General features: G+C 69.8%; 9 protein-coding genes and 1 pseudogene. 7 read left to right on the forward strand and 3 right to left on the reverse strand.

Features of this window, described 5'->3' with window-relative positions; translation table 11 throughout:
* Positions 1–66 precede the first annotated feature (66 nt).
* The 6 genes and pseudogenes from FXO19_RS08150 (at position 67) to FXO19_RS08180 (ending at position 12,428) form a co-directional block, all read left to right on the forward strand.
* The gene (locus tag FXO19_RS08150; RefSeq protein WP_255516348.1) at positions 67–2,223 is read left to right on the forward strand and encodes an alpha-glucuronidase family glycosyl hydrolase; all 2,157 of its coding nucleotides are present in this window, start codon (positions 67–69) and stop codon (positions 2,221–2,223) included.
* A 65-nt stretch (positions 2,224–2,288) separates the two neighbouring features.
* Positions 2,289–4,238 carry a sialate O-acetylesterase gene (locus FXO19_RS08155; RefSeq protein WP_255516355.1) on the forward strand — a complete coding sequence of 650 codons (1,950 nt, stop codon included), beginning with the start codon at positions 2,289–2,291 and terminating at the stop codon, positions 4,236–4,238.
* A 349-nt stretch (positions 4,239–4,587) separates the two neighbouring features.
* On the forward strand, positions 4,588–5,844 hold the full coding sequence (manD, locus tag FXO19_RS08160) for a D-mannonate dehydratase ManD (RefSeq protein ID WP_149194585.1): 1,257 nt from the start codon (positions 4,588–4,590) through the stop codon (positions 5,842–5,844).
* A 170-nt stretch (positions 5,845–6,014) separates the two neighbouring features.
* Positions 6,015–7,714: pseudogene (locus tag FXO19_RS08165) on the forward strand (glycoside hydrolase family 43 protein).
* Between the two features lie 172 nt (positions 7,715–7,886).
* Entirely contained in the window at positions 7,887–10,703 is a 2,817-nt protein-coding gene (locus FXO19_RS08170; RefSeq protein WP_149194586.1) for a glycoside hydrolase family 3 protein, read from the forward strand.
* Positions 10,704–10,952: 249 nt separating this feature from the next.
* Positions 10,953–12,428 (forward strand): mannitol dehydrogenase family protein, encoded by a 1,476-nt coding sequence (locus FXO19_RS08180; protein ID WP_149194588.1) that lies wholly within the window; start codon positions 10,953–10,955, stop codon positions 12,426–12,428.
* Positions 12,429–12,465: 37 nt separating this feature from the next.
* Here the strand turns inward: FXO19_RS08180 and FXO19_RS08185 are convergent, their stop codons facing one another.
* The 3 genes from FXO19_RS08185 to FXO19_RS08195 form a co-directional block, all read right to left on the reverse strand.
* Positions 12,466–13,767 carry an aminotransferase class V-fold PLP-dependent enzyme gene (locus FXO19_RS08185; RefSeq protein WP_149194589.1) on the reverse strand — a complete coding sequence of 434 codons (1,302 nt, stop codon included), beginning with the start codon at positions 13,765–13,767 and terminating at the stop codon, positions 12,466–12,468.
* Positions 13,767–16,151: a TonB-dependent receptor plug domain-containing protein gene (locus FXO19_RS08190; RefSeq protein WP_149194590.1), complete on the reverse strand. Its 2,385-nt coding sequence runs from the start codon at positions 16,149–16,151 to the stop codon at positions 13,767–13,769. The genes FXO19_RS08185 and FXO19_RS08190 overlap by 1 nt, the downstream gene beginning before the upstream one ends.
* A gap of 161 nt (positions 16,152–16,312) precedes the next feature.
* Positions 16,313–18,445: an alkaline phosphatase D family protein gene (locus FXO19_RS08195; protein WP_187775695.1), complete on the reverse strand. Its 2,133-nt coding sequence runs from the start codon at positions 18,443–18,445 to the stop codon at positions 16,313–16,315.
* 200 nt (positions 18,446–18,645) lie between these two features.
* Here FXO19_RS08195 and FXO19_RS08200 point away from each other — a divergent pair, with 200 nt between their 5' ends.
* Entirely contained in the window at positions 18,646–20,973 is a 2,328-nt protein-coding gene (locus tag FXO19_RS08200; RefSeq protein WP_149194592.1) for a TonB-dependent receptor, read from the forward strand.
* Positions 20,974–20,978: the final 5 nt, after the last annotated feature.

Raw genomic sequence — 20,978 nt, forward strand, 5'->3', positions numbered from 1 at the left:
GGCGGAAACGCTGCATCGGCAGAGCATATCGCGGAACATCCGGCTTTCCGCCGACGTACGTGGTCCATGCTGGGCGTCATGTGGCTTGCCATCGCCTGCCTGGCGAGCACGCTGTACATGCCTGCCGCGAGTGCCGAGGATGGTTACGAGCTGTGGCTGCGCTATCGGCCCGCCGGGGACGCGCATGTGGATGCGTACCGGATGCGAGCTTCCCGGCTGGTAGCCGCCGCCGCCACGCCCACCCAGGCCGCCACCCGAGCGGAACTGCTGCGCGGACTCGAAGGGCTGCTCGGCGCGCCGCCTCCGCTGTCGGAAGCCGCTGCCGAGGGTGCCGTCATCGTCGGCACGCCGTCGGCCTCGCCGCTGATCGCGCGGCTGGGGCTGGAGACCGGCGACCTGGGACGCGAGGGCTATCTCATCCGCAGCGCCGTGATCGACGGTCATGCGGTCACGGTGATCGCGGCCAACGAAGACATCGGCGCGCTCTACGGTGCCTTCCATTTCCTGCGCCTGCTGCAGACCGGGCAATCGATCGAGCGGCTGGACCTGCGCGAAGCGCCGCGGGTGAAGCTGCGCGTGTTGAATCACTGGGACAACCTGGACGGCCACGTCGAACGCGGTTACGCCGGTGCCTCGATCTGGGACTGGCACAAGCTGCCCGACTGGCGCGACCCGCGCTACACCGACTACGCGCGCGCCAATGCGTCGATCGGTATCAACGGTACCGTGCTCAACAACGTCAACGCCGACGCACTGGTGTTGACGCCGATGTACCTGGAGAAGGCGGCGGCGCTCGCGGATGTGTTCCGCCCCTTTGGCGTCCGTGTGTACCTCAGTGCGCGCTTCAGCGCACCCATCGAGATCGGCGGCCTGGAGACGGCCGACCCGCTGGATCCGCAGGTGCGGCGCTGGTGGCGGGACAAGGCCGACGAGATCTACCGCACCATTCCCGACTTCGGCGGCTTCCTGGTCAAGGCCAACTCGGAAGGACAGCCGGGTCCGCAGGACTACGGCCGTTCGCACGCCGACGGCGCCAACATGCTGGCCGAAGCGCTCGCGCCACACGGTGGCACGGTCATGTGGCGCGCGTTCGTGTACTCGGACGAGGAACCGGACGACCGCGCCAAGCAGGCCTACAACGAGTTCGTGCCGCTGGACGGCGAGTTCCGTGACAACGTGCTGGTGCAGGTCAAGAACGGCGCGATCGACTTCCAGCCGCGCGAGCCGTTCCATCCGCTGTTCGGCGCGATGCCGGACACGCCGCTGATGATGGAGTTCCAGATCACCAAGGAGTACCTGGGATTCGCGACGCATCTGGTCTACCTGGGCCCGATGTACGAGGAGGTGCTGGCCGCGGACACCTACGCCGCGGGCGAGGGCTCGACCGTGGCGAAGGTGGTCGACGGCTCGCTGCACGGCTATGCGGTCACCGGCATGGCCGGCGTGGCCAACATCGGCGCCGACCGCAACTGGAGCGGCTCGCATTTCGACCAGGCGAACTGGTATGCCTATGGCCGCCTGGCATGGGATCCGCGGCTGTCGTCGCGCTCGATCGCCGAGGAATGGGTGCGGATGACGTTCGCCGGCGACGATGCGTTCGTCGCCACCGTCGTGGACATGATGATGGGCTCGCGCGAGGCGGCGGTGGACTACATGACGCCGCTCGGCCTGCATCACCTGATGGGGCGCGACCATCACTACGGCCCCGGCCCCTGGGTGGAAGGCGGGCCGCGTGCGGACTGGACATCGGTCTACTACCACCGCGCCACGCGCGCGGGCATCGGCTTCGACCGTACCGCCAGCGGCAGCAACGCGGTCGCGCAGTACGCGCCGCCGGTCGCCCGCGAGTTCGGCGATCTCGAAACCGTGCCCGAGGCGTTCCTGCTCTGGTTCCATCACGTGCCCTGGGACTACCGCACGCAGTCGGGCCGCCCCTTGTGGGAGGAACTGGTGCACCGGTACACGCGCGGCGTGGACTACGTGCGCGGCATGCGCGAGACCTGGAACGGGCTCGAAGGCGACATCGACGCCGAGCGCCATGCGCAGGTGGCGGCGTTCCTGGCCATCCAGGAGAAGGAAGCGCAGTGGTGGCGCGACGCCAGCATCGCCTACTTCCAGAGCATTTCCGGCCTTCCGCTGCCGGATGGCTACGCACCGCCGCCGCGCTCGCTGCAGTACTACCAGTCGCTGGAATTCCCGCATGCGCCGGGAAGCGGGCGGTGAGCATCACTGCGACCACTGCGTGCTTGCCGCTGGGCTGGTGGTCGCGTGCCGCCGCGGCTGCGCTGCTGGCGTTCTCGTTCTGCGGCGCGACCGTCGCGCACGCGGCCGATGACAGTGGCGCGACGCTGCTGCACGCCATGTTCCAGGACCACGCAGTACTGCAGCGCGACCGGCCGATCCGGATCTGGGGCCATGCGCAGCCCGGCGAGGAGGTGCGGATCGCCCTTGCCGGCGCGCGCGCGCGCGGCCGTGCCGACGAGACCGGGCGCTGGGAAGCCCGGTTGCCGGCGCTGGCGGCCGGCGGCCCCTACACGCTGGTGGCCACCGCTTCGGGCGGGACAGCGCAGACCGTGGACGACGTGCTGGTCGGCGACGTGTGGCTGTGCTCGGGCCAGTCCAACATCGTGCTGCAGGTGCACCGCACGCTGGACTCGCGCGCGGAGATCGCGGGCGCCGACAACGACATGATCCGCATGCTGACGGTCGGTGAGACCGGCAGCGTGGTGCCGCTGCAGACCTTCGCCGAGCCGGTGCGCTGGCTGAAGACGAATCCGGAAACCGTGCGCGACTTTTCCGCCACCTGCTACTACTTCGCGCGCGAACTGCAGAAGCGGATCGACGTGCCGATGGGCCTGATCAGCGCGGCCTGGGGCGGATCGCGGATCCAGGCGTGGATCCGCGATGACGCATTGCGCACGACCGGCGATTACGACGCCGAACTCGACGTGCTGGCGCTGTATGCCGACGATCCGGTGGCCGCGGTCGCGGACTGGGGCGGGGTCTGGGCCGAATGGTGGCGCGGGCGTTCCGACGTGGCCGCGGGCGACGAGCCGTGGAATCCCGCCGCCGCCGCGGGTGCCGACTGGCGCGAAGCGCCGCGGGAGCTCGGTGCCTGGGAACGCTGGGGCGTACCGGAGCTGGCCGAGTTCGACGGCATGGTGTGGTACCGCACGACGGTGAAGCTGACCGCGCAGCAGGCGGCGCAGGACGCGCTGCTGGCGCTGGGCCCGGCCGACGAGATGGACATGACCTGGGTCAACGGCCGCGCCGTCGGCAGCACCTACGGTGCAGGCGACGCGCGCGAGTACCGGTTGCCGCGCGGCCTGCTGCGCGAAGGTGACAACGTCGTGGTCGTCAACGTGCTCGACACCTATCGCGACGGCGGGCTCGCCGGGCCCGCGTCCCGCCATGCGCTGCGGTTCGACGACGGTTCCAGCGTGCCGCTCGACGATGCGTGGAGATACCGCGTCGTGCCGGGCGTCGACTGGCCGCCGCGGGCACCCTGGCAGTCGGCCGCCGGCCTATCGACGCTGTACAACGGCATGATCGCGCCGATCGGCCGCTACGACCTGCGCGGCGTCGTCTGGTACCAGGGCGAATCCAACACCTTCGAGGCCGACCGCTACCGCGGACTGCTGCAGGCGCTCAGGCGCGACTGGCGCGCGCGCTTCGGCGCCGGCCTGCCGCTGCTGGTCGTGCAGTTGCCCGGCTACGGCATGCCCGCGACGCAGCCCGCCGAGAGCGGCTGGGCCGAACTGCGCGAGGTGCAGCGGCTGACCGCCGCCGAGGACCCGCTGACCGGATTGGCGGTCACGATCGATATCGGCGACCGCTACGACGTGCACCCGCCGAACAAGCAGGAACTCGGCCGCCGCCTCGCACGCGTGGCGCGTCACGTGGTCTACGGCGAGCAGCTGCCGCCGTCCGGTCCGGTGCCGCGATCGGCGACGCGCGAAGGCGAAGCGGTCGTGGTGCGCTTCGGCGATCTCGACGAAGGCCTGGTGGCGTACGGTGCGGACGGTCCCATCGGTTTCGAGTTGTGCGCCGCCGGGGCGGGCACGTGCCGCTACGCGAACGCGCGGATCGACCGCGATCGCGTGACGTTGCGCGCACCCTCGGCACCGGCCGCCACGCGCGTGCGCTACTGCTGGGCCGACAGCCCGATTTGCACCCTCTACGACGGCACCGGCCTGCCCGCCGGCCCGTTCGAAATGGAGATTTCCGTCGCGCCATGAAATCGTCGCCTCGTGCAGAAAGGCGTGTCGGCCACCGATCGAAGCCGACAAAGCCATGCAAGGAAACGTTGTCGGGGAAGGCCCCGACATCGTCATTCCGGCGAAGGCCGGAAGCGCTTCACAACAGCCCGAAGGGCTGGTCATCCAGGGCTTACCCGCAGGTCGCGGGAGGCCCGGACCCCGGCTTTCGCCGGGGTGACGGCATTCTTCAGGCGTTTCCTCGGCTGCAAGCAATCGTTTGCCCGGGTTCATCCGCGCCGATCCGTGGCGAACGGCTTTTTAGAACCCAGTTCCGGCCTTCCGCCCCCGCGGAATCGCCGATGGAGATAGCGACCATGAGCGACACCCCATGAACCAGACATCGGAATCCGGACACCCGGAGCAGGGGGCTTCGCGCGAGCGCGAGATCGTCGACGCCAAGGTCATCGTGACCTGCCCGGGGCGCAACTTCGTCACCCTGAAGATCACGACGCGATCGGGCGTCACCGGACTGGGCGACGCCACGCTCAACGGACGCGAGCTCGCGGTCGCCGCCTACCTGCAGGAGCACGTGGCGCCGAACCTGATCGGCCGCGACGCCGGCCGCATCGAGGACACCTGGCAGTTCCTGTACCGCGGCGCGTACTGGCGCCGCGGCCCGGTGACGATGACCGCCATCGCCGCGGTGGACGTCGCGCTGTGGGACATCCTGGGCAAGATGGCCGGGTTGCCGCTGTACCGGCTGCTCGGCGGGCGCTCGCGCGAGGGTGCGCTGGTCTACGGCCATGCCAACGGCGGCGACATCGGCGAGGCCAGCGAGGCGGTGGGGCGCTTCATCGAGCAGGGCTTCCGCGCGGTGCGCGCGCAGTGCGGCGTGCCCGGCGTCAAGAAGGCCTACGGCATTTCCGGCGGCAGGGCCTACGAGCCGGCCGAGAGCGAACTGCCGGCCGAGACGACCTGGTCCACGCCGAAGTACCTGGAGACCGCGCCGAAGCTGTTCGAGCGCCTGCGCGCCGACCACGGCAACGACGTCGAGCTGCTGCACGACGTGCACCACCGCCTGACGCCGATCGAGGCGGCGCGGCTGGCGCGCGATCTCGAGCCCCACCGCCTGTTCTGGCTGGAGGACGCCACGCCGGCGGAGCACCAGAAGTCCTTCGAGCTGATCCGCAAGCACTCGGTCACGCCGCTGGCGGTGGGCGAAGTGTTCAACTCGATCTGGGACTGCAAGCACCTGATCGAGCAGCAGCTGATCGACTACATCCGCACCACGATCGTCCACGGCGGCGGCATCACCCACGTGCGCCGGCTGGCCGACTTCGCCGCGCTGCACCAGGTGCGCACCGGCTTCCACGGCGCCACCGACCTGTCGCCGGTGTGCATGGGCGCGGCGCTGCACTTCGACACCTGGGTGCCGAACTTCGGCATCCAGGAGTACATGTTCCACTCGGACGAAACCGACGCGGTGTTCCCGCACGACTACGCCTTCCGCGACGGCCGCCTGCACTGCGGCGAGACGCCCGGCCACGGTGTCGACATCGACGAAACGCTGGCGGCGAAATTCCCCTATGCGCCGAAGCAGCTGCCGGTCGCGCGGCTGGAAGACGGCACGATGTGGGACTGGTGATGGGCATGCCCACGAAAGCCCCGGCACGAACGTCCGCAGGGAACCCTGTAGGAGCGGCTTCAGCCGCGACCGGCTTTGTCGGCAGGGCGTCGCGACTGAAGCCGCTCCTACAGGTTGCCGGCCCCGATCGCCGGCAATGCCGCCGGGCGGCAGCGGCTCTTGCACGGCCGATGGCGGTGGTCGCGCTGTTCTCCGTCGCGCTGGCTACGCCGGTCCTTGCGGTGCAATCCGCGGAGCCGGCACCTGTTCTCTTTGACTGGTTCGAATACACCGGCCGTGACGCCGCCTTCGAGACCCCGCTGCCCGAAGGCCACTACCGCAATCCGATCCTGGCCGGCTTCCACCCGGACCCGAGCATCACGCGTGCGGGCGACCGCTTCTACCTGGTCAATTCCAGCTTCGCCTTCTTCCCCGGCATCCCGGTGTTCGAGAGCACGGACCTGGTGCACTGGCGCCAGATCGGCAATGTGATCGACCGTCCCGACATGCTCGACTTCGACGGGCTGGGCATGTCGCGCGGGGTGTTCGCGCCGGCGATCGAGTACCACGACGGCACCTTCTACGTGGTCAACACCGCGGTGGACAGCGGCGGCAACTTCATCGTCACCGCCACCGATCCGGCCGGGCCGTGGTCGGATCCCGCCTGGCTGCCGACCGTCGACGGCATCGACCCGTCGCTGTTCTTCGACGACGACGGCAAGGTCTACCTGCTCAACAACGGCCCGCCCGACGGCGAGCCGCGTTACGAAGGACATCGTGCGATCTGGATGCAGGCCTTCGACATCGCGACGCTGCAGCCGGTCGGGCCGCGCCAGGTGCTGGTCGACGGCGGCGTCGACCCGTCCACGAATCCGATCTGGATCGAAGGGCCGCACCTCTACAAGCGCGACGGCTGGTACTACCTCAATTGCGCCGAGGGCGGCACCGGGCCGCAGCATTCGCAGGTGATCCTGCGCAGCCGCGAGGTGTGGGGGCCGTACACGCCCTACGAGGGCAATCCCATCCTCACCCAGCGTGACCTGCCGGCCGACCGCGCGCATCCGATCACCAATGCCGGGCACGCGGATCTGGTGGAAGCGCCCGACGGCAGCTGGTGGGCGACGTTCCTCGCCAGCCGCAACTACGGCGAGGTGCACTACAACACCGGTCGCGAGACGTTCCTGCTGCCGGTGGAGTGGAAGGACGGCTGGCCGACAATCCTCGAGCCCGACCTCGAGATTCCCTATGTCGCCCCCGGTCCGACATTCCTTTCGCGCACGGCTTCGCAGGCGCCGTCGTCGGGCAACTTCACCTGGCGCGACGAGTTCGACGCGTCCGAGCTGGACCGCGCCTGGATGTTCGTGCGCGTGCCGAAGCAGGCGTGGACGGACCTGGCCAGTCATCCCGGCCGGTTGGCGATCGAGCCGCTGCCCGAAGGCCTGGACACGCTCCGCAATCCGGCATTCCTCGCGCGCCGGCAGCAGCACATCGCCTTCGAGGCCAGCACCGCCCTGCAGGTGCCGGCGGGCGCGGGCACCGAGGCCGGCATTGCCGCGTTCCAGAACGAGATGCACTGGTACTTCCTCGGCGTACGCCGTGTGGCCGATGGCGAAGGCAATGCCGAGGGCGAGGGCGGACACATCGAACTGTTCCTGGAAAAGAGCAGCCGTGAAGGCAGGCAGGTCGTCGCCACCCGTACCTTGCCGGCCGTGGACACGCTGCTGCTGAAGATCGAGGGCGACGGCGGCGACTACGCCTTCGGCTTCGATGCCGGCCAGGGCTGGCAATGGCTGGCACAAGGACAGGACGGCACCCTGCTCAGCACGACGTCGCCGATGGCTTCATCGGCGCCACCCTGGGCCCGCACGCGCGTCTCGTCCCGGATCAATGAGGGAACAATCATGCAAGCAACATCGATCAACGCCATGCCCCGTCTTCTCCCGCGCGCGACGTCGGCCGACACCCAGCTCCCTTTCTCTCGAGCAAGGCCGGCCAACGTCGTGCCCTCTCTTTCTCAAGCGAGGCCGGCCGCCGCCAAGCTCCCTCTCCCCCATCGCGCAGCGATGGGGGAGAGGGTTGGGGTGAGGGGGGCTCTTGCCTTTGCTCCTGCGGCTGGCCAGGAGCACTCGCGCCTTCACCCCAGCCCTCTCCCCCGGCGCTCCCGGGGGAGAGGGGGCGTTCCGGCGCTGGCGCTGCTGCTCGCGCTCGCCTGCGCCACGGCCTGGGCCGGGGAGCCGGAACGCGCAGCCGAGGACACGCAGAACACCCCCGCCTGGCTCGATCCCGATCGCGGCTTCGAGGAACGCGCCGCCGAACTCGTGTCGCAGATGACGCTCGAGGAGAAGGCCGCGCAGATGCAACACGACACCCCGGCCATCGAGCGCCTGGGCGTGCCCGCCTACGACTGGTGGAACGAGGCCCTGCACGGCGTCGCCCGCGCCGGCGGTGCCACCGTGTTCCCGCAGGCCATCGGCCTGGCCGCGACCTTCGACACCGCGCTGATGGCCGACGTCGCCCACGCCATCGGCGACGAGGCCCGCGCCAAGCACCACGAGTTCGCCACCCGCGGCCAGCGCGGCCGCTACCAGGGCCTGACCTTCTGGTCGCCGAACATCAACATCTTCCGCGACCCGCGCTGGGGCCGCGGCCAGGAAACCTACGGCGAGGATCCCTTCCTCACCGCGCGCATGGGCGTGACCTTCGTGCGCGGCCTGCAGGGCGACGGTCCCGGCGATGCGGACCGGACCACCCCCTACCGCAAGCTCGACGCCACCGCCAAGCACTTCGCCGTGCACAGCGGTCCCGAGGCCGACCGCCACCATTTCGACGCGCACCCATCCAGGCGTGACCTGTACGAAACCTACCTGCCCGCGTTCCAGGCGCTGGTGCAGGAAGGGCAGGTGGCCGCGGTGATGGGCGCCTACAACCGCGTCTACGGCGAGTCGGCCAGCGCCAGCCGGTTCCTGCTGCAGGACATCCTGCGCCGCGACTGGGGTTTCGAGGGCTACGTGATGTCCGACTGCTGGGCGGTCGAGGACATCTGGAAGAACCACAAGATCGTCGCCACCGTCGAGGAGGCCTCCGCCCTCGCGGTGAAGAACGGCACCGAACTCAACTGCGGCCACAGCTATGCCAAGGCGCTGCCGGTCGCGGTGCGCAAGGGACTGATCACCGAAGCCGAGCTCGACGATGCGCTGACCAGGTTGATGGCATCGCGCTTCCGCCTCGGCATGTTCGATCCCCCCGAGCAGGTGCCATGGGCGCAGATCCCGTATGCGGTGAACCAGTCGCCCGAACACGACGCCCTGGCGCGCCGTGCCGCGCAGGCGTCGATCGTATTGCTGAAGAACGATGGCCTGCTGCCGCTCTCGAAGGACCTGCGCCGCGTGGCCGTGATCGGCCCGACCGCGGACGACACCATGGCGCTGCTCGGCAACTACTACGGCACGCCTGCCGATCCCGTCACCGTGCTACGGGGCATCCGTGAAGCGCTGCCGGACGCCGAGGTGATCCATGCGCGTGGCGCCGACCTGGTGGAGGGCCGCGAAGACCCGGCCGCCGCGCCGCTGATCGAACCGCGCTACCTGCGCCCGGCACCGGATTCGGCGGAGCGCGGCCTGCGCGGCGAGTACTTCCGCGGTCGCCAGCTGGCCGGCGAACCCGTGCTCGCCCGCGTCGATGCGCAAGTCGGTTTTCGCTGGGACCGCGGCGCGCCCACCGACGACCTGGCCGCGCGCGGCGAGATCACCCCGGCGCAGGCGCTGGCCGGCGACGACTTCAGCGTGCGCTGGAGCGGACAGCTGCTGCCGCCGGTCAGCGGCCGCTACGAACTGGACGTGGCGGCCAACGACGGCTTCCGCCTGTTCCTGGACGATGAGCCGGTGCTGGAGCGCTGGACCGACACCGAGCGCCTGGCCGGCGACAGCGTCGCGCTCGAGCTGGAGGCGGATCGCGCCTACGACCTGCGGCTGGAGTACTACGAAGCCGAGCGCGACGCCGGCGTGCGCCTGGCCTGGCGCATGCCCGGCGCCAAGCCGCCGTTCGAGGAGGCGCTGGAGGTCGCACGCAGCGCCGACGCGGTGGTCTTCGTCGGCGGCCTGACCGGCGACGTCGAGGGCGAGGAGATGGACGTCAGCTATCCCGGCTTCGCCGGCGGCGACCGTACCGACCTGCGCCTGCCCGCGCCCCAGCGCAAGCTGCTCGAGGCGCTGCACGCCACCGGCAAGCCGGTCGTCCTGGTGCTCACCACCGGCTCGGCGCTGGCCATCGACTGGGCGCAGGACAACCTGCCCGCGATCGTGCTGGCCTGGTACCCCGGCCAGCGCGGTGGCAACGCGGTCGCCGACGTGTTGTTCGGCGATGCCAATCCCGCCGGCAGGCTGCCGGTGACCTTCTACAAGGCGGACGAGCAACTGCCCGCCTTCGACGACTACGCCATGGCCGGCCGCACCTACCGCTACTTCGAAGGCGAGCCGCTGTACCCGTTCGGCCACGGGCTGTCGTACACGCGCTTCGACTACGCCAACCTGCGCATCGACCGCGATGGCGATTCCGTCGCTCCCGACGACGCGCTGACCGTGCAGGTCGACGTGCGCAACACCGGCGAGCGCGCCGGCGAGGAAGTCGTACAGTTGTACCTGCGCCCGCTGGAGCCGCAACGCGAACGCGCGTTGAAGGAGCTGCGCGGCGTGCAGCGCATCCACCTGCAGCCCGGCGAGGCGCGCACCGTGGCGTTCACGTTCACTCCCGAAACCGATCTGAGGCACTACGACGATGAAGCTGGAGGTTACGCGGTCGATGCGGGCGATTACGAAGCGCAGATCGGCGCATCGAGCGCGGACATCCGCGTGAAAGAGCGCTTCACTGTCAGCGCCAAGTAGCAATAAGCCCCTCTCCCTCCGGGGCGACGGCGCACGGCTTGCGCGCCATTGGCGCGCGTGCGCCGGAGCGTCCGCGCCGCGGAGCGGGGGTTGGGGTGAGGGTACGGCGAAGTCGCGATGGTTCAGTTGTCTGCGCCTCCGCCGTACCCTCATCCGCCCTTCGGGCACCTTCTCCCGGAGGGAGAAGGGAGAGGCAAATCGGAACGCACTCCTGGAGACGCAGCCCCAATGACCAATCCCGCTCCTGCCATGCCGCGTTTGAACGAAGCAACCTTGCCCAGGCTGCCGGAAACGGTCGCCCGGCCAGCCTATGACCGAACCAAAACCCGCATCGGCATCGTCCACATCGGCGCCGGCGCCTTCCACCGCGCCCACCAGGCCGTCTACGTCGACGACCTGCTGGCCGACGACCCGGACTGGGCGATCTGTGGCGTCTCCCTGCGCAGCGCCGACGTCCGCGACGCACTGCGCCCGCAGGACGGCCTGTACACGCTGGCCCTGCTCGGCGGTCACCCGAGCCTGCGCGTGATCGGCGCGATCCGCGAGCTGCTGTGCGCACGCGAAGAGCCCCAGGCCGTGCTCGCACGCCTGGCCGACCCGGCCGTCCGCCTGGTCACCCTGACGATCACGGAGAAGGGCTACTGCCTGTCCGGCGACGCCCTCGATCTCGCCCACCCCGGCATCGTCCACGACCTCGCCTCCCCGCAGAGGCCGGCAAGCGCGATCGGCTACGTCGTCGCCGGCCTGGCGCTGCGCCGCGCCGCCGGCATCGCACCGTACACCGTGCTCAGCTGCGACAACCTCGCCGACAACGGCGGACGGCTGCGCCGCGCCGCGCTGCAGTACGCGCAGGCGTTCGACCCGGACCTCGCGCGCTGGATCGAAACCGAAGTCTCCTTCCCGCGCTCGATGGTCGACAGCATCACCCCCGCCACCGACGACGCCCTGCGCGAGCGCGTCGCCGCGCGACTCGGCTGCACCGACGCCTGGCCGGTGCAGCGCGAGCCCTACACCCAGTGGGTGATCGAGGACCACTTCTGCAATGCCCGCCCGGCCTTCGAGCGCGCCGGCGCCACCATCAGCGACGACATCGCCGGTTACGACCGCGCTAAGCTGCGCCTGCTCAACGGCCCGCACTCGGCGCTGGCCTATCTCGGCTCGCTGATGGGCATCGAGACCGTCGCCGACGCCATGCGCCAGCCGGCCCTGGCCGGTTTCATCGAGCGCCTGATGCGCGAGGACATCATTCCCACCCTCGACGCACCGCGCGGCTTCGACCCGCACGCCTACGTCGGCGCCATCCTCGCCCGCTTCCGCAACCCGGATATCCGCCACCTGCTCTCGCAGATCGCCTGGGACGGCTCGCAGAAACTGCCGGTGCGCATCCTCGGCACCATCGCCGACGCGCTCGCCGCCGGCCGCCCGGTCGACCGGTTGTGCCTGCTGGTGGCCGCATGGATGCGGTTCGTGTCTCGACAGGCACGCGCCGGCGTCGCGCTGGTCGATCCGCTGGATGCAGCCTTGCGGGAGATCGGGGGAACCGCGACCGGCGATACGCAGGGCGACGTCGCTGCGTTTCTCGCGCTCGACGCGGTATTCGCTCCGGTGTCGGGCGATGCCCGGTTCGCCGAGGCCTTGCGCAAGGCCTACGCCACGCTCGGCGATGCCACCCCTACGGCAGTGGCGCATGCACTCGACGCCGCCGGCGCAGGCACGGAGGCGTAGCATCCGCCCTGCGCGTGCGCGCTCCAGGACAGGCGCGTTATGCCGCAGCCAGCACCCGCAACGCCTTCGCCAGCCGGTCCACCTCGTCGGCCGAGGTGAACACCGCCGGTGTCGCCCGCACGCAGGCGCCGCTGGCCAGACCGGTGCGGTGCACGGTGAAGACGCCGAATTCGTCGTGCAGCCGGCGGGCGAGGGCCTTGTTGGCCTCCACGCCCGGCTGGTTCCGCAACCGGAACGAGGTGATCGCGCCGTGCAGCGCCGGATCGTCGGGCGTCAGGATCTCCAGTCCGGGCAGGTCGCGGACCTGGTCCACCCAGCGGTCGCGCAGATAGCGCACGCGCGCCTCCTTGTGCGCGGGCCCGATGCGCTGGTGCAGCTCCAGCGCCGTCGGCAGGGCCATGTAGGCCGCGAAATTGGCGGTGCCGGTATGGATGCGCGCGTGGATGGCGCCGTGCGGGTCCGGCTCGCCCATGTAGGGATCGATGTCGCCGATGCGCGGCCTGCGGATGTACAGCGCGCCGGCGCCGACCGGCGCGCCGATCCACTTGTGCAGGTTGATGCCCGCGAAGTCGGCACCGAGCTCGGGCAGATTGAAATCCAGCTGACCCCAGGAGTGCGCGGCATCGACGATGACGTCGACATCGCTGGCGCGCGCCATCTCGGTCAGCTCGCGCACCGGAAGCACGAGTCCGTTGCGATGGCTGACGTGGGTGAGCAACATCATGCGTACGCGCGGATGGTCGTGCAGCGCCTTGGCATAGGCGTCGAGGAGCTGCTGGCGTCCCGGCCGCACGGGCAGGTCGATCGATACGATGTCGACGCCGCGACGCCGGTGCAGCCAGCGCATCGCGGTGATCATGCTGTCGTAGTCGCTGTCGGCGTGCAGCACCGCGTCGCCCGGGCGCAGGCGGTTGTAGCCGCCGATGAGGGCCTGCAGCGCTTCCGTGGCGCCGCGGGTCAGGGCGATTTCGTCGGCATCGACGCCGAGCGCGGCCGCCAGCGACGCGGCCAGCTTGCGATGGATCGCGGGGTAGTCCTGCCGCGCGAAGTACGCGTTGCCATGATTCACCTGCTGCAGGGCGTCGCGGTAGCGCGCCATGGTCGCGCGCGCCATCGAGCCGAAGAAGCCATTGTCGAGCTGGGCGACGTCGCGGGTGACATCGTAGAGCCGCGCCACGCGGCCCCAGTGCGCCTCGTCACGCGCCAGCCGTTCCGCCGGTCCCGCCGGCATTGGAACCGCCAGGTCGGCACCCGCGTCACCGGCCAGGGCGGCCGGCAACGTGGCCGCCAAAGGCGCCAGTCCGGCGGCACCCAACAGCCGGCGTCGTGAGGCCTGCATCAGAACGCCACCCGGAGCTGCGCGTAGACGTTGCGACCGTCGGTATCGTACGGCGCGTTGCGCGAGTAGATCAGGCCGCGGCTGGCCTGGAACGTCGCTTCGTCCGGATAGCTGTCGAGCACGTTGTCGGCGCCCGCGCGCAACGTCAGCATCTCGGTGGCCCGCCAGCTCACGGCGAGGTCGAGCAAGGTCTCGGCACCGAAGCGCTGGAAGATGTCGCCGTCGGCATTGCCCGACGAATCGGTCCACGAGCCGTAGTGGCGGACGCGGCCGAGCAGGCTCCAGTCGCCCTGCTCCCAGGTATGGGTCCAGGTCGCCTTCTGGCGCGGGATGCGCCGCTCGAAGATCACCCGCTGGGTCTCGTTGCTGGCCACGCCGGTGTCGCCGCCGTCCACTTCGGTCTTGTTGTAGTTCCAGGCCAGGGTCGTGCCGAGGCGTCCGGGTCCGAGACTGCCCCGCCAGGTCGCGACGATGTCGATGCCGCGGGTGGTGGTGTCGAAGTCGTTGGTGAAGAAGCTGACCGAGGTGTACTGGTTGGGATTGGGCACACCGTCGGGAATCTGGAAACTCTGCGAGGTCGAGAAGCGGTCGGTGACCTCGATGTCGTAGAGGTCGATCGAGCCCGAGAATCCGTTGCCGGACTGCCAGGCCAGGCCGGCCGTGACCGACCGCGACTCTTCCGGCGTCAGCGGCGTGGCGCCGAGCATCCGCGCGATCGGATCGCTGGGCGAGAGCCGGCCGGACGTGAAGACCTGCAGGGTGTTGGTGTCCAGGCCCTGGGTGGTGCTGGTCGCGTACAGCTGGCCGGGGGTCGGGGCGCGGAAGCCGCTGGAGATCGATCCGCGAAGCGCCACATGGTCGTTGAACTCGAAACGGCTCGACAACTTGCCGTCGAGTGAATTGCCGAACTCGGAATAATCCTCATAGCGTGCGGCGGCGCCGACGTTCCAGCGCTCGGTCAGTGGCACTTCCACATCGAGGTAGGCGGCGCTGGAGGTCTGGTCCCATTCGCCCGCCTGCTGCGTGCTGAAGCCGGGCGCACCGTTGGCATTGGGCGCCAGTCCCGCGACGGCACCGGGGCCGACGGCGTAGGACGCCGGGTCTCCCGCGGTGATGCCGTAGGTCTCGGTGCGGTGCTCGGCGCCGAAGGCGATGTTGACCGGCAGCGGCAGCGCGTCGACCGCCCATGCATAGACGAAGTCCGCGTTGAAGTCGAGTTCGTCCTGCGACAGGCGGCCGAGCCAGAATCCGGTCGGGCTCTCCGGGCCGAGCGATGCGTTGATCGAGTTGTCGAGGAAGAAGTCGATGTCGTTGCTGCCGTAGGACGCGCTGACGTCCCAGGTGAAGTCCGGATTGAACTCGCCGCTCAGGCCGACGACGGTCTGCAGGTCCTCCTGCTCCATGCCGTAGCGCGGCGAGAAGCCGACCGGGTAGATCTCGGAGGCGTTCCAGTCCGGGAACACATCGGTATCGCTGTAGACCGATGCGGTGCCATCGGGATTGCGCCAGTTGAAATCGCTGAAGCCCTCGCTCGTGCCGAGCAGGGCGTAGCCGTACAGGGCGACGGTCTGCGTCAGCGGGACCCTGGCGTCGAAGCCGCCGCGGACGCTCTCCAGGTCCGGCTGGCCCCAGCGCTGTACCGGATCGGGCACGTCCAGTTCCGGATGATCTTGCTGGAAGGCGATCGCGTCCGCGCGCTGGCGCGTGCGTGAGGTGGCGTCGGATCTTGCGATCTCGGCGAACATTGACAGATGGCCGTAATCGCCCAGCGCGATGCCGTGGCGGGCGCCGTACTGCTGCGCGAAACCGTCGCCTTCGGCGTACTCGGACAGCTGGGCGGTGAGCTCGGTGCCGCTGTCGTCGCTGAGGATGATGTTGATCACGCCGGCAATGGCATCCGAGCCGTACTGCGCGGATGCGCCGTCGCGCAGCACCTCGATGCGCTCGATCGCCGCGGTCGGGATCTGCGACAGGTCCGGCGCCTGCGCGCCGCGTGAGCCGAGCAGGGCGGTGCGATGGAAGCGGCGGCCGTTGACCAGTACCAGTGCATGGTCCGGCGACAGTCCGCGCAGCGAAGCCGGGCGCACGAACACCAGTCCGTCGGCCATCGGCAAGCGCTGGACGACGAACGACGGCACCAGCTGCGCGAGTACGTCGTTGAGGTCCGTACTCTCGACCGCCTGGATCTCCTCGGCACTGAACACGTCCACCGGCACCAGGGTGTCGAACTGCGTGCGGCTGGATCCGCGGGATCCGGTGACGACCATCGCGTCGAGCGAGGTCACGTCGTCGGCCGGCGCGGACGCGGACTGGGCCCGGGCGGAATTCGGGGCGAGCGGAAACAGGGCCAGCAGCGCCGCTGCGGCCAGTGCGTTGTACTTCATCGGGACTCCGGGGTGGATGACGCAAAAAAAGGACGCACGAGCTCGAGGGAGCTTGTGCGTCCGTGCGTGAGCATGATCGGGCCCGGAGATGTCAACGATAAGACGAGAGGTCGGAGTTGCCCCGCATACGCGGTCGACCGGACGCACGCCGAACGCGTTGCCTACTCGACTGTCCGCAGCCGCATGTCGGCGCGATCGAGGGTGAAGCGCTGCGCGTGCGCGCGCGACCGCAGTGCCTCCGGCGTGTCGTAGAGCCGCGTGCGGCAAACATCGTCGGGCAGCTCGTGGAAGGTCGCCTCCACCCGGGCGCCGTCGATCGACAGTACGCCGACACCGTGACGTTCGGTCTGTACGTAGCGCAGCGGGGCGAACCCGTCGGCGAACAGCCGCTCCAGCATCGCCACCATGCGCCTGCCGGCCGCGGCCTGTTCGCCGTCGCCTTCGCTGCTGCGCGCGAGGATGCCCTTGAGCGTCTCCGAGGACACCGCCGGTGCGGTGAACTCGACCGTGCCCGCGCTGTGCTGGGTGGCGAAGCCGGCATGGATGTCGCCAGAGAGCAGGATCACCCCGCCGGCCGGATCGAACAGGTCCGCCATCAATCGTTCGCGTTCGACCGGAAAGCCATCCCAGTGGTCGACGTTGAGATAGAAGCGGCGCCGCATCGGCTCGGGCGCGGCGATCTCCGGACGTGCCAGGTCCAGCACCAGCGAAGTGAAGGACACCGAACTGGCCACGACCTTGAAGCGTGCATCGCTGCCGCGCATGTGCTCCTCCAGCCAGGCGCGCTGCGCCGCGCCGTAGGCGCTGGGCGTGCCGTCGAGCGCGCGCAGCGCGGCGAACAGGTCGTAGCCGTCCTTCACCACCAGGTAGCGCGCGCCGAGCGAGCCGAACAGCTGGGTCTTGCCCAGCGCCAGCCAGGGCAGGCCGCGGTCCAGGCCATCGGCCGGCGGCGGCGCGACCTGCGCCTCCGCGGGTGCGGCGGCGTTGTAGGCGGCCAGGAATCGCGCCAGCACCGGCAGCGCGATCGGACCCGCGGTGGCGGCCGTTGCGCGCTCCCCGGTCGCCGCCGGCGCCTGTCCGGCGTCGCGATAGGCCTGTGCGACGGCCAGGTGCGCCGCTTCCCGCAGTTCCCGGTGTTCCGGCGCGGCCAGGTCGACGTAGGGCACCAGCGACGGCGCCAGCGTGGCGTAGTCCATGCCGAGCTTCGGCAGGCGCGCCTCCAGCGCGGCGCGGTCGTAGACCACGGCGCCCGGAAAGGCGTCCTCGGGAATGGGGTGGTCCGGGCGGGCGCTGCGGTAGTCGGTCAGCACCAGGTCCAGCGCGCGGCCGAAGCGCAGGCCGCGCCACAGCTGCGCGTTGGGGAACAGCCCGCCGCGGTCGACCGGCAGCGGCGCTTGGCCGAAGTCCAGGTCGACCGGCATGTATTCGAAGTACGCCTGCTCGGCGTTGCGGCGGCGTTCGCGGTCGCGCTCGTCGGTGCTGCCGTCGCGGTAGGTGCCCACGTCCTGCCAGCAGTCGTCGGAGAACTCGTGGTCGTCCCAGATCGCGACCAGCGGCGCGCGTTCGAGCAGCGCCTGCAGCGCTTCGTCGCCGCGGAAGGTGCGGTGCAGCTGGCGGTAGTTGGACAGGCTGCGCGCGGCCTGGAAACCCGCCTTGGCGTCGCCCAGTTCGATGGCGCCGGCGCGATCCTCGAACGCGATGGCGCGGTCGTCGCCACGGCTCTGGAACTGCGGGTCGCCTACGGTCTCGTAGATGAAGTCGCCCAGGTGCAGGATGAAGTCCAGGTCCTGTTCCAGCAGCGGCAGCAGGCTGTTGTACCAGCGCCCGCCGTAGTCCTGGCAGCTGAGGAACGCGAACCGCAGCGGTACGTCGGCGTCCGCGGCCGGCGCGGTGCGGGTACGTCCATGCGGCGACGACACGAAACCGGCCTCGCCATCGGCGATGAGGAAGCGATAGTGATAGGTGCGCGCCGCCTCCAGCCCTTCGACGCGCAGCTTGATGCAGCCGTCGCTGTCGTCCGGCACGGCGATCTCGCGATCGAGCCGGAGCGCGGTGAACGCCAGGTCCTCGGCCACCTGCACGCGCAAGGTGCGCGGCAGGCGTTCGGCCGCCACCCGGGTCCACAGCAGCACGCGGTCCGGGCGCGGATCGCCGGAGGCGACCGACTGCGGAAAATGCGGTCGCGAGATGCGCACCGCGTCGGCGGCCATCGCCGCGAGCACGCGGCCGGCAGGCGCAACGGCGGCCGCGGCGGCGGTCACCGCAACGACCTTGAGGAAGCGGCGGCGATTCATGGTGTGCACGGGCGGTTTCACATTGCGGAAAGCGCGCATTGATACGGCGTGCAGATGACCATGCGTTGACACGGCCGCCGCCGCGCCGCCGCGTCACCGCAACGACGCGCCCATGTCATGCCGCTGCAACGGGTGCTGCCGAGGCTAGCGGGCTTTGGTTCGTCCTCGCCCGTCCGGGCGTCACGTCAGGGGAAACACGCATGCCGCACTGCCGCCATCCGCTCGCGCTCGCCTTGCATCTCGGCCTTGTGGCTGCGGTGCTGCCATACGCCGTCGCCGCGCAGACCGCGCCCGAGGCCGATGCGTCGGGCGAGATCGCCTATCTGGACACGATGGTGGTCACCGCGCAGAAGCGCGAACAGCAGGTGAGTGAGGTGCCGATCGCGATCAGCGCGTACTCGGGCGACTTCCTGCAGGACTACAACGTCCGCGAGTTCTCCGACATCGGCAATCTGGTGCCGGGGCTGGTGGTCCAGGAGCAGAGCCCGAACAATCCCGGATTCGTGATCCGCGGCATCACCTCCGACAGCGGCGAGGCGAACGTCGAACCGCGGGTGTCGGTGTTCCAGGATGGCGTGTCGATCTCGAAGTCGCGCGGCTCGATCGTGCAGCCGTTCGACCTGGAGCGGGTGGAGGTGCTGCGCGGCCCGCAGGGCACGCTGTTCGGCCGCGGTGCGCAGATCGGCGCGGTGCACCTGATCCAGAACAAGGCGTTCAACGGCACCGAGGCCGGCTTCACCGTCGGTGCCGGCAACGAATCCGCCACCCTGCTCACCGGCTACGCCAACACGCCGCTGGTGGAGGACAAACTGTACGGCCGCGTCGCCGTGTACCACGAAAAACGCGACGGTTTCGTCGACAACCTGTCGGGCGGCGACCTCAACGGCAAGGACACCCAGGCCATCCGCGCCAGCTTCCGCCTCGACCTGCGCGAGACCGATACCCTGGACCTGATCCTCAACTGGCAGAAGGACACGCCGCCCGGCACTGCCTTCCGCAGCGGTTCGATCCCGACCCGCACCGGCAGCCTGGACGTGCTCGACCGCACCGCCGACCTCAACCGCGGCGAAGCGCTCGGCCTGGACCGCACCGTGCGCGGCGCGACCCTGCTCGGCAACTTCGCGCTGGGCCCGGCGTGGTCCCTGACCACCATCACCGGCTGGCGCGACTTCGACTCCGCCGAGGAGTTCGATGCCGATGGTGCGCAGATCTACGCGCTGGAGTTCGCCGAGATCGCCGAGGGCCGCCAGCTCAGCCAGGAGTTCCGCTTCAACTACGACAGCGGCGGCCGCTTCACCGGCTTCGCCGGCGCGTCCTGGTTCCACGAGAAGGGCAGCCAGCGCGTGCCGTTCCGCGCCGACGAGCGCAGTTTCATCACGCTGCCGGCGGTCGGCCTGGGCATCCCGCCGCTGCTGCCCGACGGCACCCCGAATACCACGGTCGACATGCTGCCGCTCGCGCCCGGCGTGGTGGTGCCGCTCAAGCCCTTCCACGAGGAGCAGTACGCCAACTTCGGTGAGACCGACGCCTGGGAGTTCTTCGCCGACGGCACTTTCGCCGCCACCGACCGGCTGAATCTCACCCTTGGCCTGCGCGGCACGCACGAGGACGTGACTGCGGGTTACCAGGCCGACTACTTCGGCGTGCCGAGCTATCTCGGCCTGGCCGGCCTGGGTGGCAGTCCCGATCCGGCCAATCCCACCAACATCCTGTTCGCGCCGACCGACGGCCGCCTCTCGCGCAGCGAGTCGTTCAGCAGCCTGGTCGGGCGTGCCGTGGCCGACTATCGCATCGACGACGACCACAACGGCTACGTCTCGGTCTCGCGCGGGCGCCGGCCGAACGTGATCAACGTTGACGCGTTCTCGTCGGAAGTGATCGACGACGAGATCGTGTGGAGCTACGAGCTCGGCCTGAAGGGCGCCTTCGCGGACGGTCACCTGCTCTACGACCTGGCCGTGTTCCGCTACGACTACTCGAACTTCCAGACCACGGTGCGGGACGACGACACCCTGCTCTACGTGCCCGCCAACGGCGGCAACGCCACCGCGAACGGCGCCGAGCTGTCGCTGCTGTGGCGCGCCAGCCGCAACCTGTCTGCGTTCCTCAATTACGGCTACGTCGATGCGACCTTCGACGACACCGACGACGACGGCAATCCGCAGGAACTGGCCGGCAACCGTTTCCGCCTCACGTCCGAGCACAGCGCCTCGGCCGGGCTGGATGCCGGTTTCGATCTCGACAACGGTGCGCGGCTCTACCTGCGCCCGAGCTGGAACTGGCGTTCGCAGGCGTACTTCGAGGACGACAACACGCCGGGAATCGAGCAGGGCGGCTATGCGCTGTACAACCTGCGCGCCGGCGTGCAGTTCGGCGACGGCCGCTGGGACGTGAGCGTGTACGGCAGCAATCTCGCCGACAAGGACTACCTGATCGATGCCGGCAACACCGGTCGCCTGTTCGGGACGCCCACCTTCATCCAGGGCGCGCCACGGACGTACGGCATGACGCTCAGCGGACGTTTCTGACCTGC

Source organism: Luteimonas suaedae, assembly GCF_008312895.1.
Lineage (GTDB): Bacteria > Pseudomonadota > Gammaproteobacteria > Xanthomonadales > Xanthomonadaceae > Luteimonas > Luteimonas suaedae.

Excerpts from the sequence above, each read along its gene's own strand:
- FXO19_RS08195 (WP_187775695.1), bottom strand. The coding sequence starts at position 18,445 with ATGAATCGCCGCCGCTTCCTCAAGGTCGTTGCGGTGACCGCCGCCGCG.
- FXO19_RS08190 (WP_149194590.1), bottom strand. The coding sequence starts at position 16,151 with ATGAAGTACAACGCACTGGCCGCAGCGGCGCTGCTGGCCCTGTTTCCG.
- FXO19_RS08150 (WP_255516348.1), top strand. The coding sequence starts at position 67 with ATGCTGGGCGTCATGTGGCTTGCCATCGCCTGCCTGGCGAGCACGCTG.
- FXO19_RS08180 (WP_149194588.1), top strand. The coding sequence starts at position 10,953 with ATGCCGCGTTTGAACGAAGCAACCTTGCCCAGGCTGCCGGAAACGGTC.
- FXO19_RS08170 (WP_149194586.1), top strand. The coding sequence starts at position 7,887 with ATGGGGGAGAGGGTTGGGGTGAGGGGGGCTCTTGCCTTTGCTCCTGCG.
- FXO19_RS08185 (WP_149194589.1), bottom strand. The coding sequence starts at position 13,767 with ATGCAGGCCTCACGACGCCGGCTGTTGGGTGCCGCCGGACTGGCGCCT.
- manD (WP_149194585.1), top strand. The coding sequence starts at position 4,588 with ATGAACCAGACATCGGAATCCGGACACCCGGAGCAGGGGGCTTCGCGC.
- FXO19_RS08200 (WP_149194592.1), top strand. The coding sequence starts at position 18,646 with ATGCCGCACTGCCGCCATCCGCTCGCGCTCGCCTTGCATCTCGGCCTT.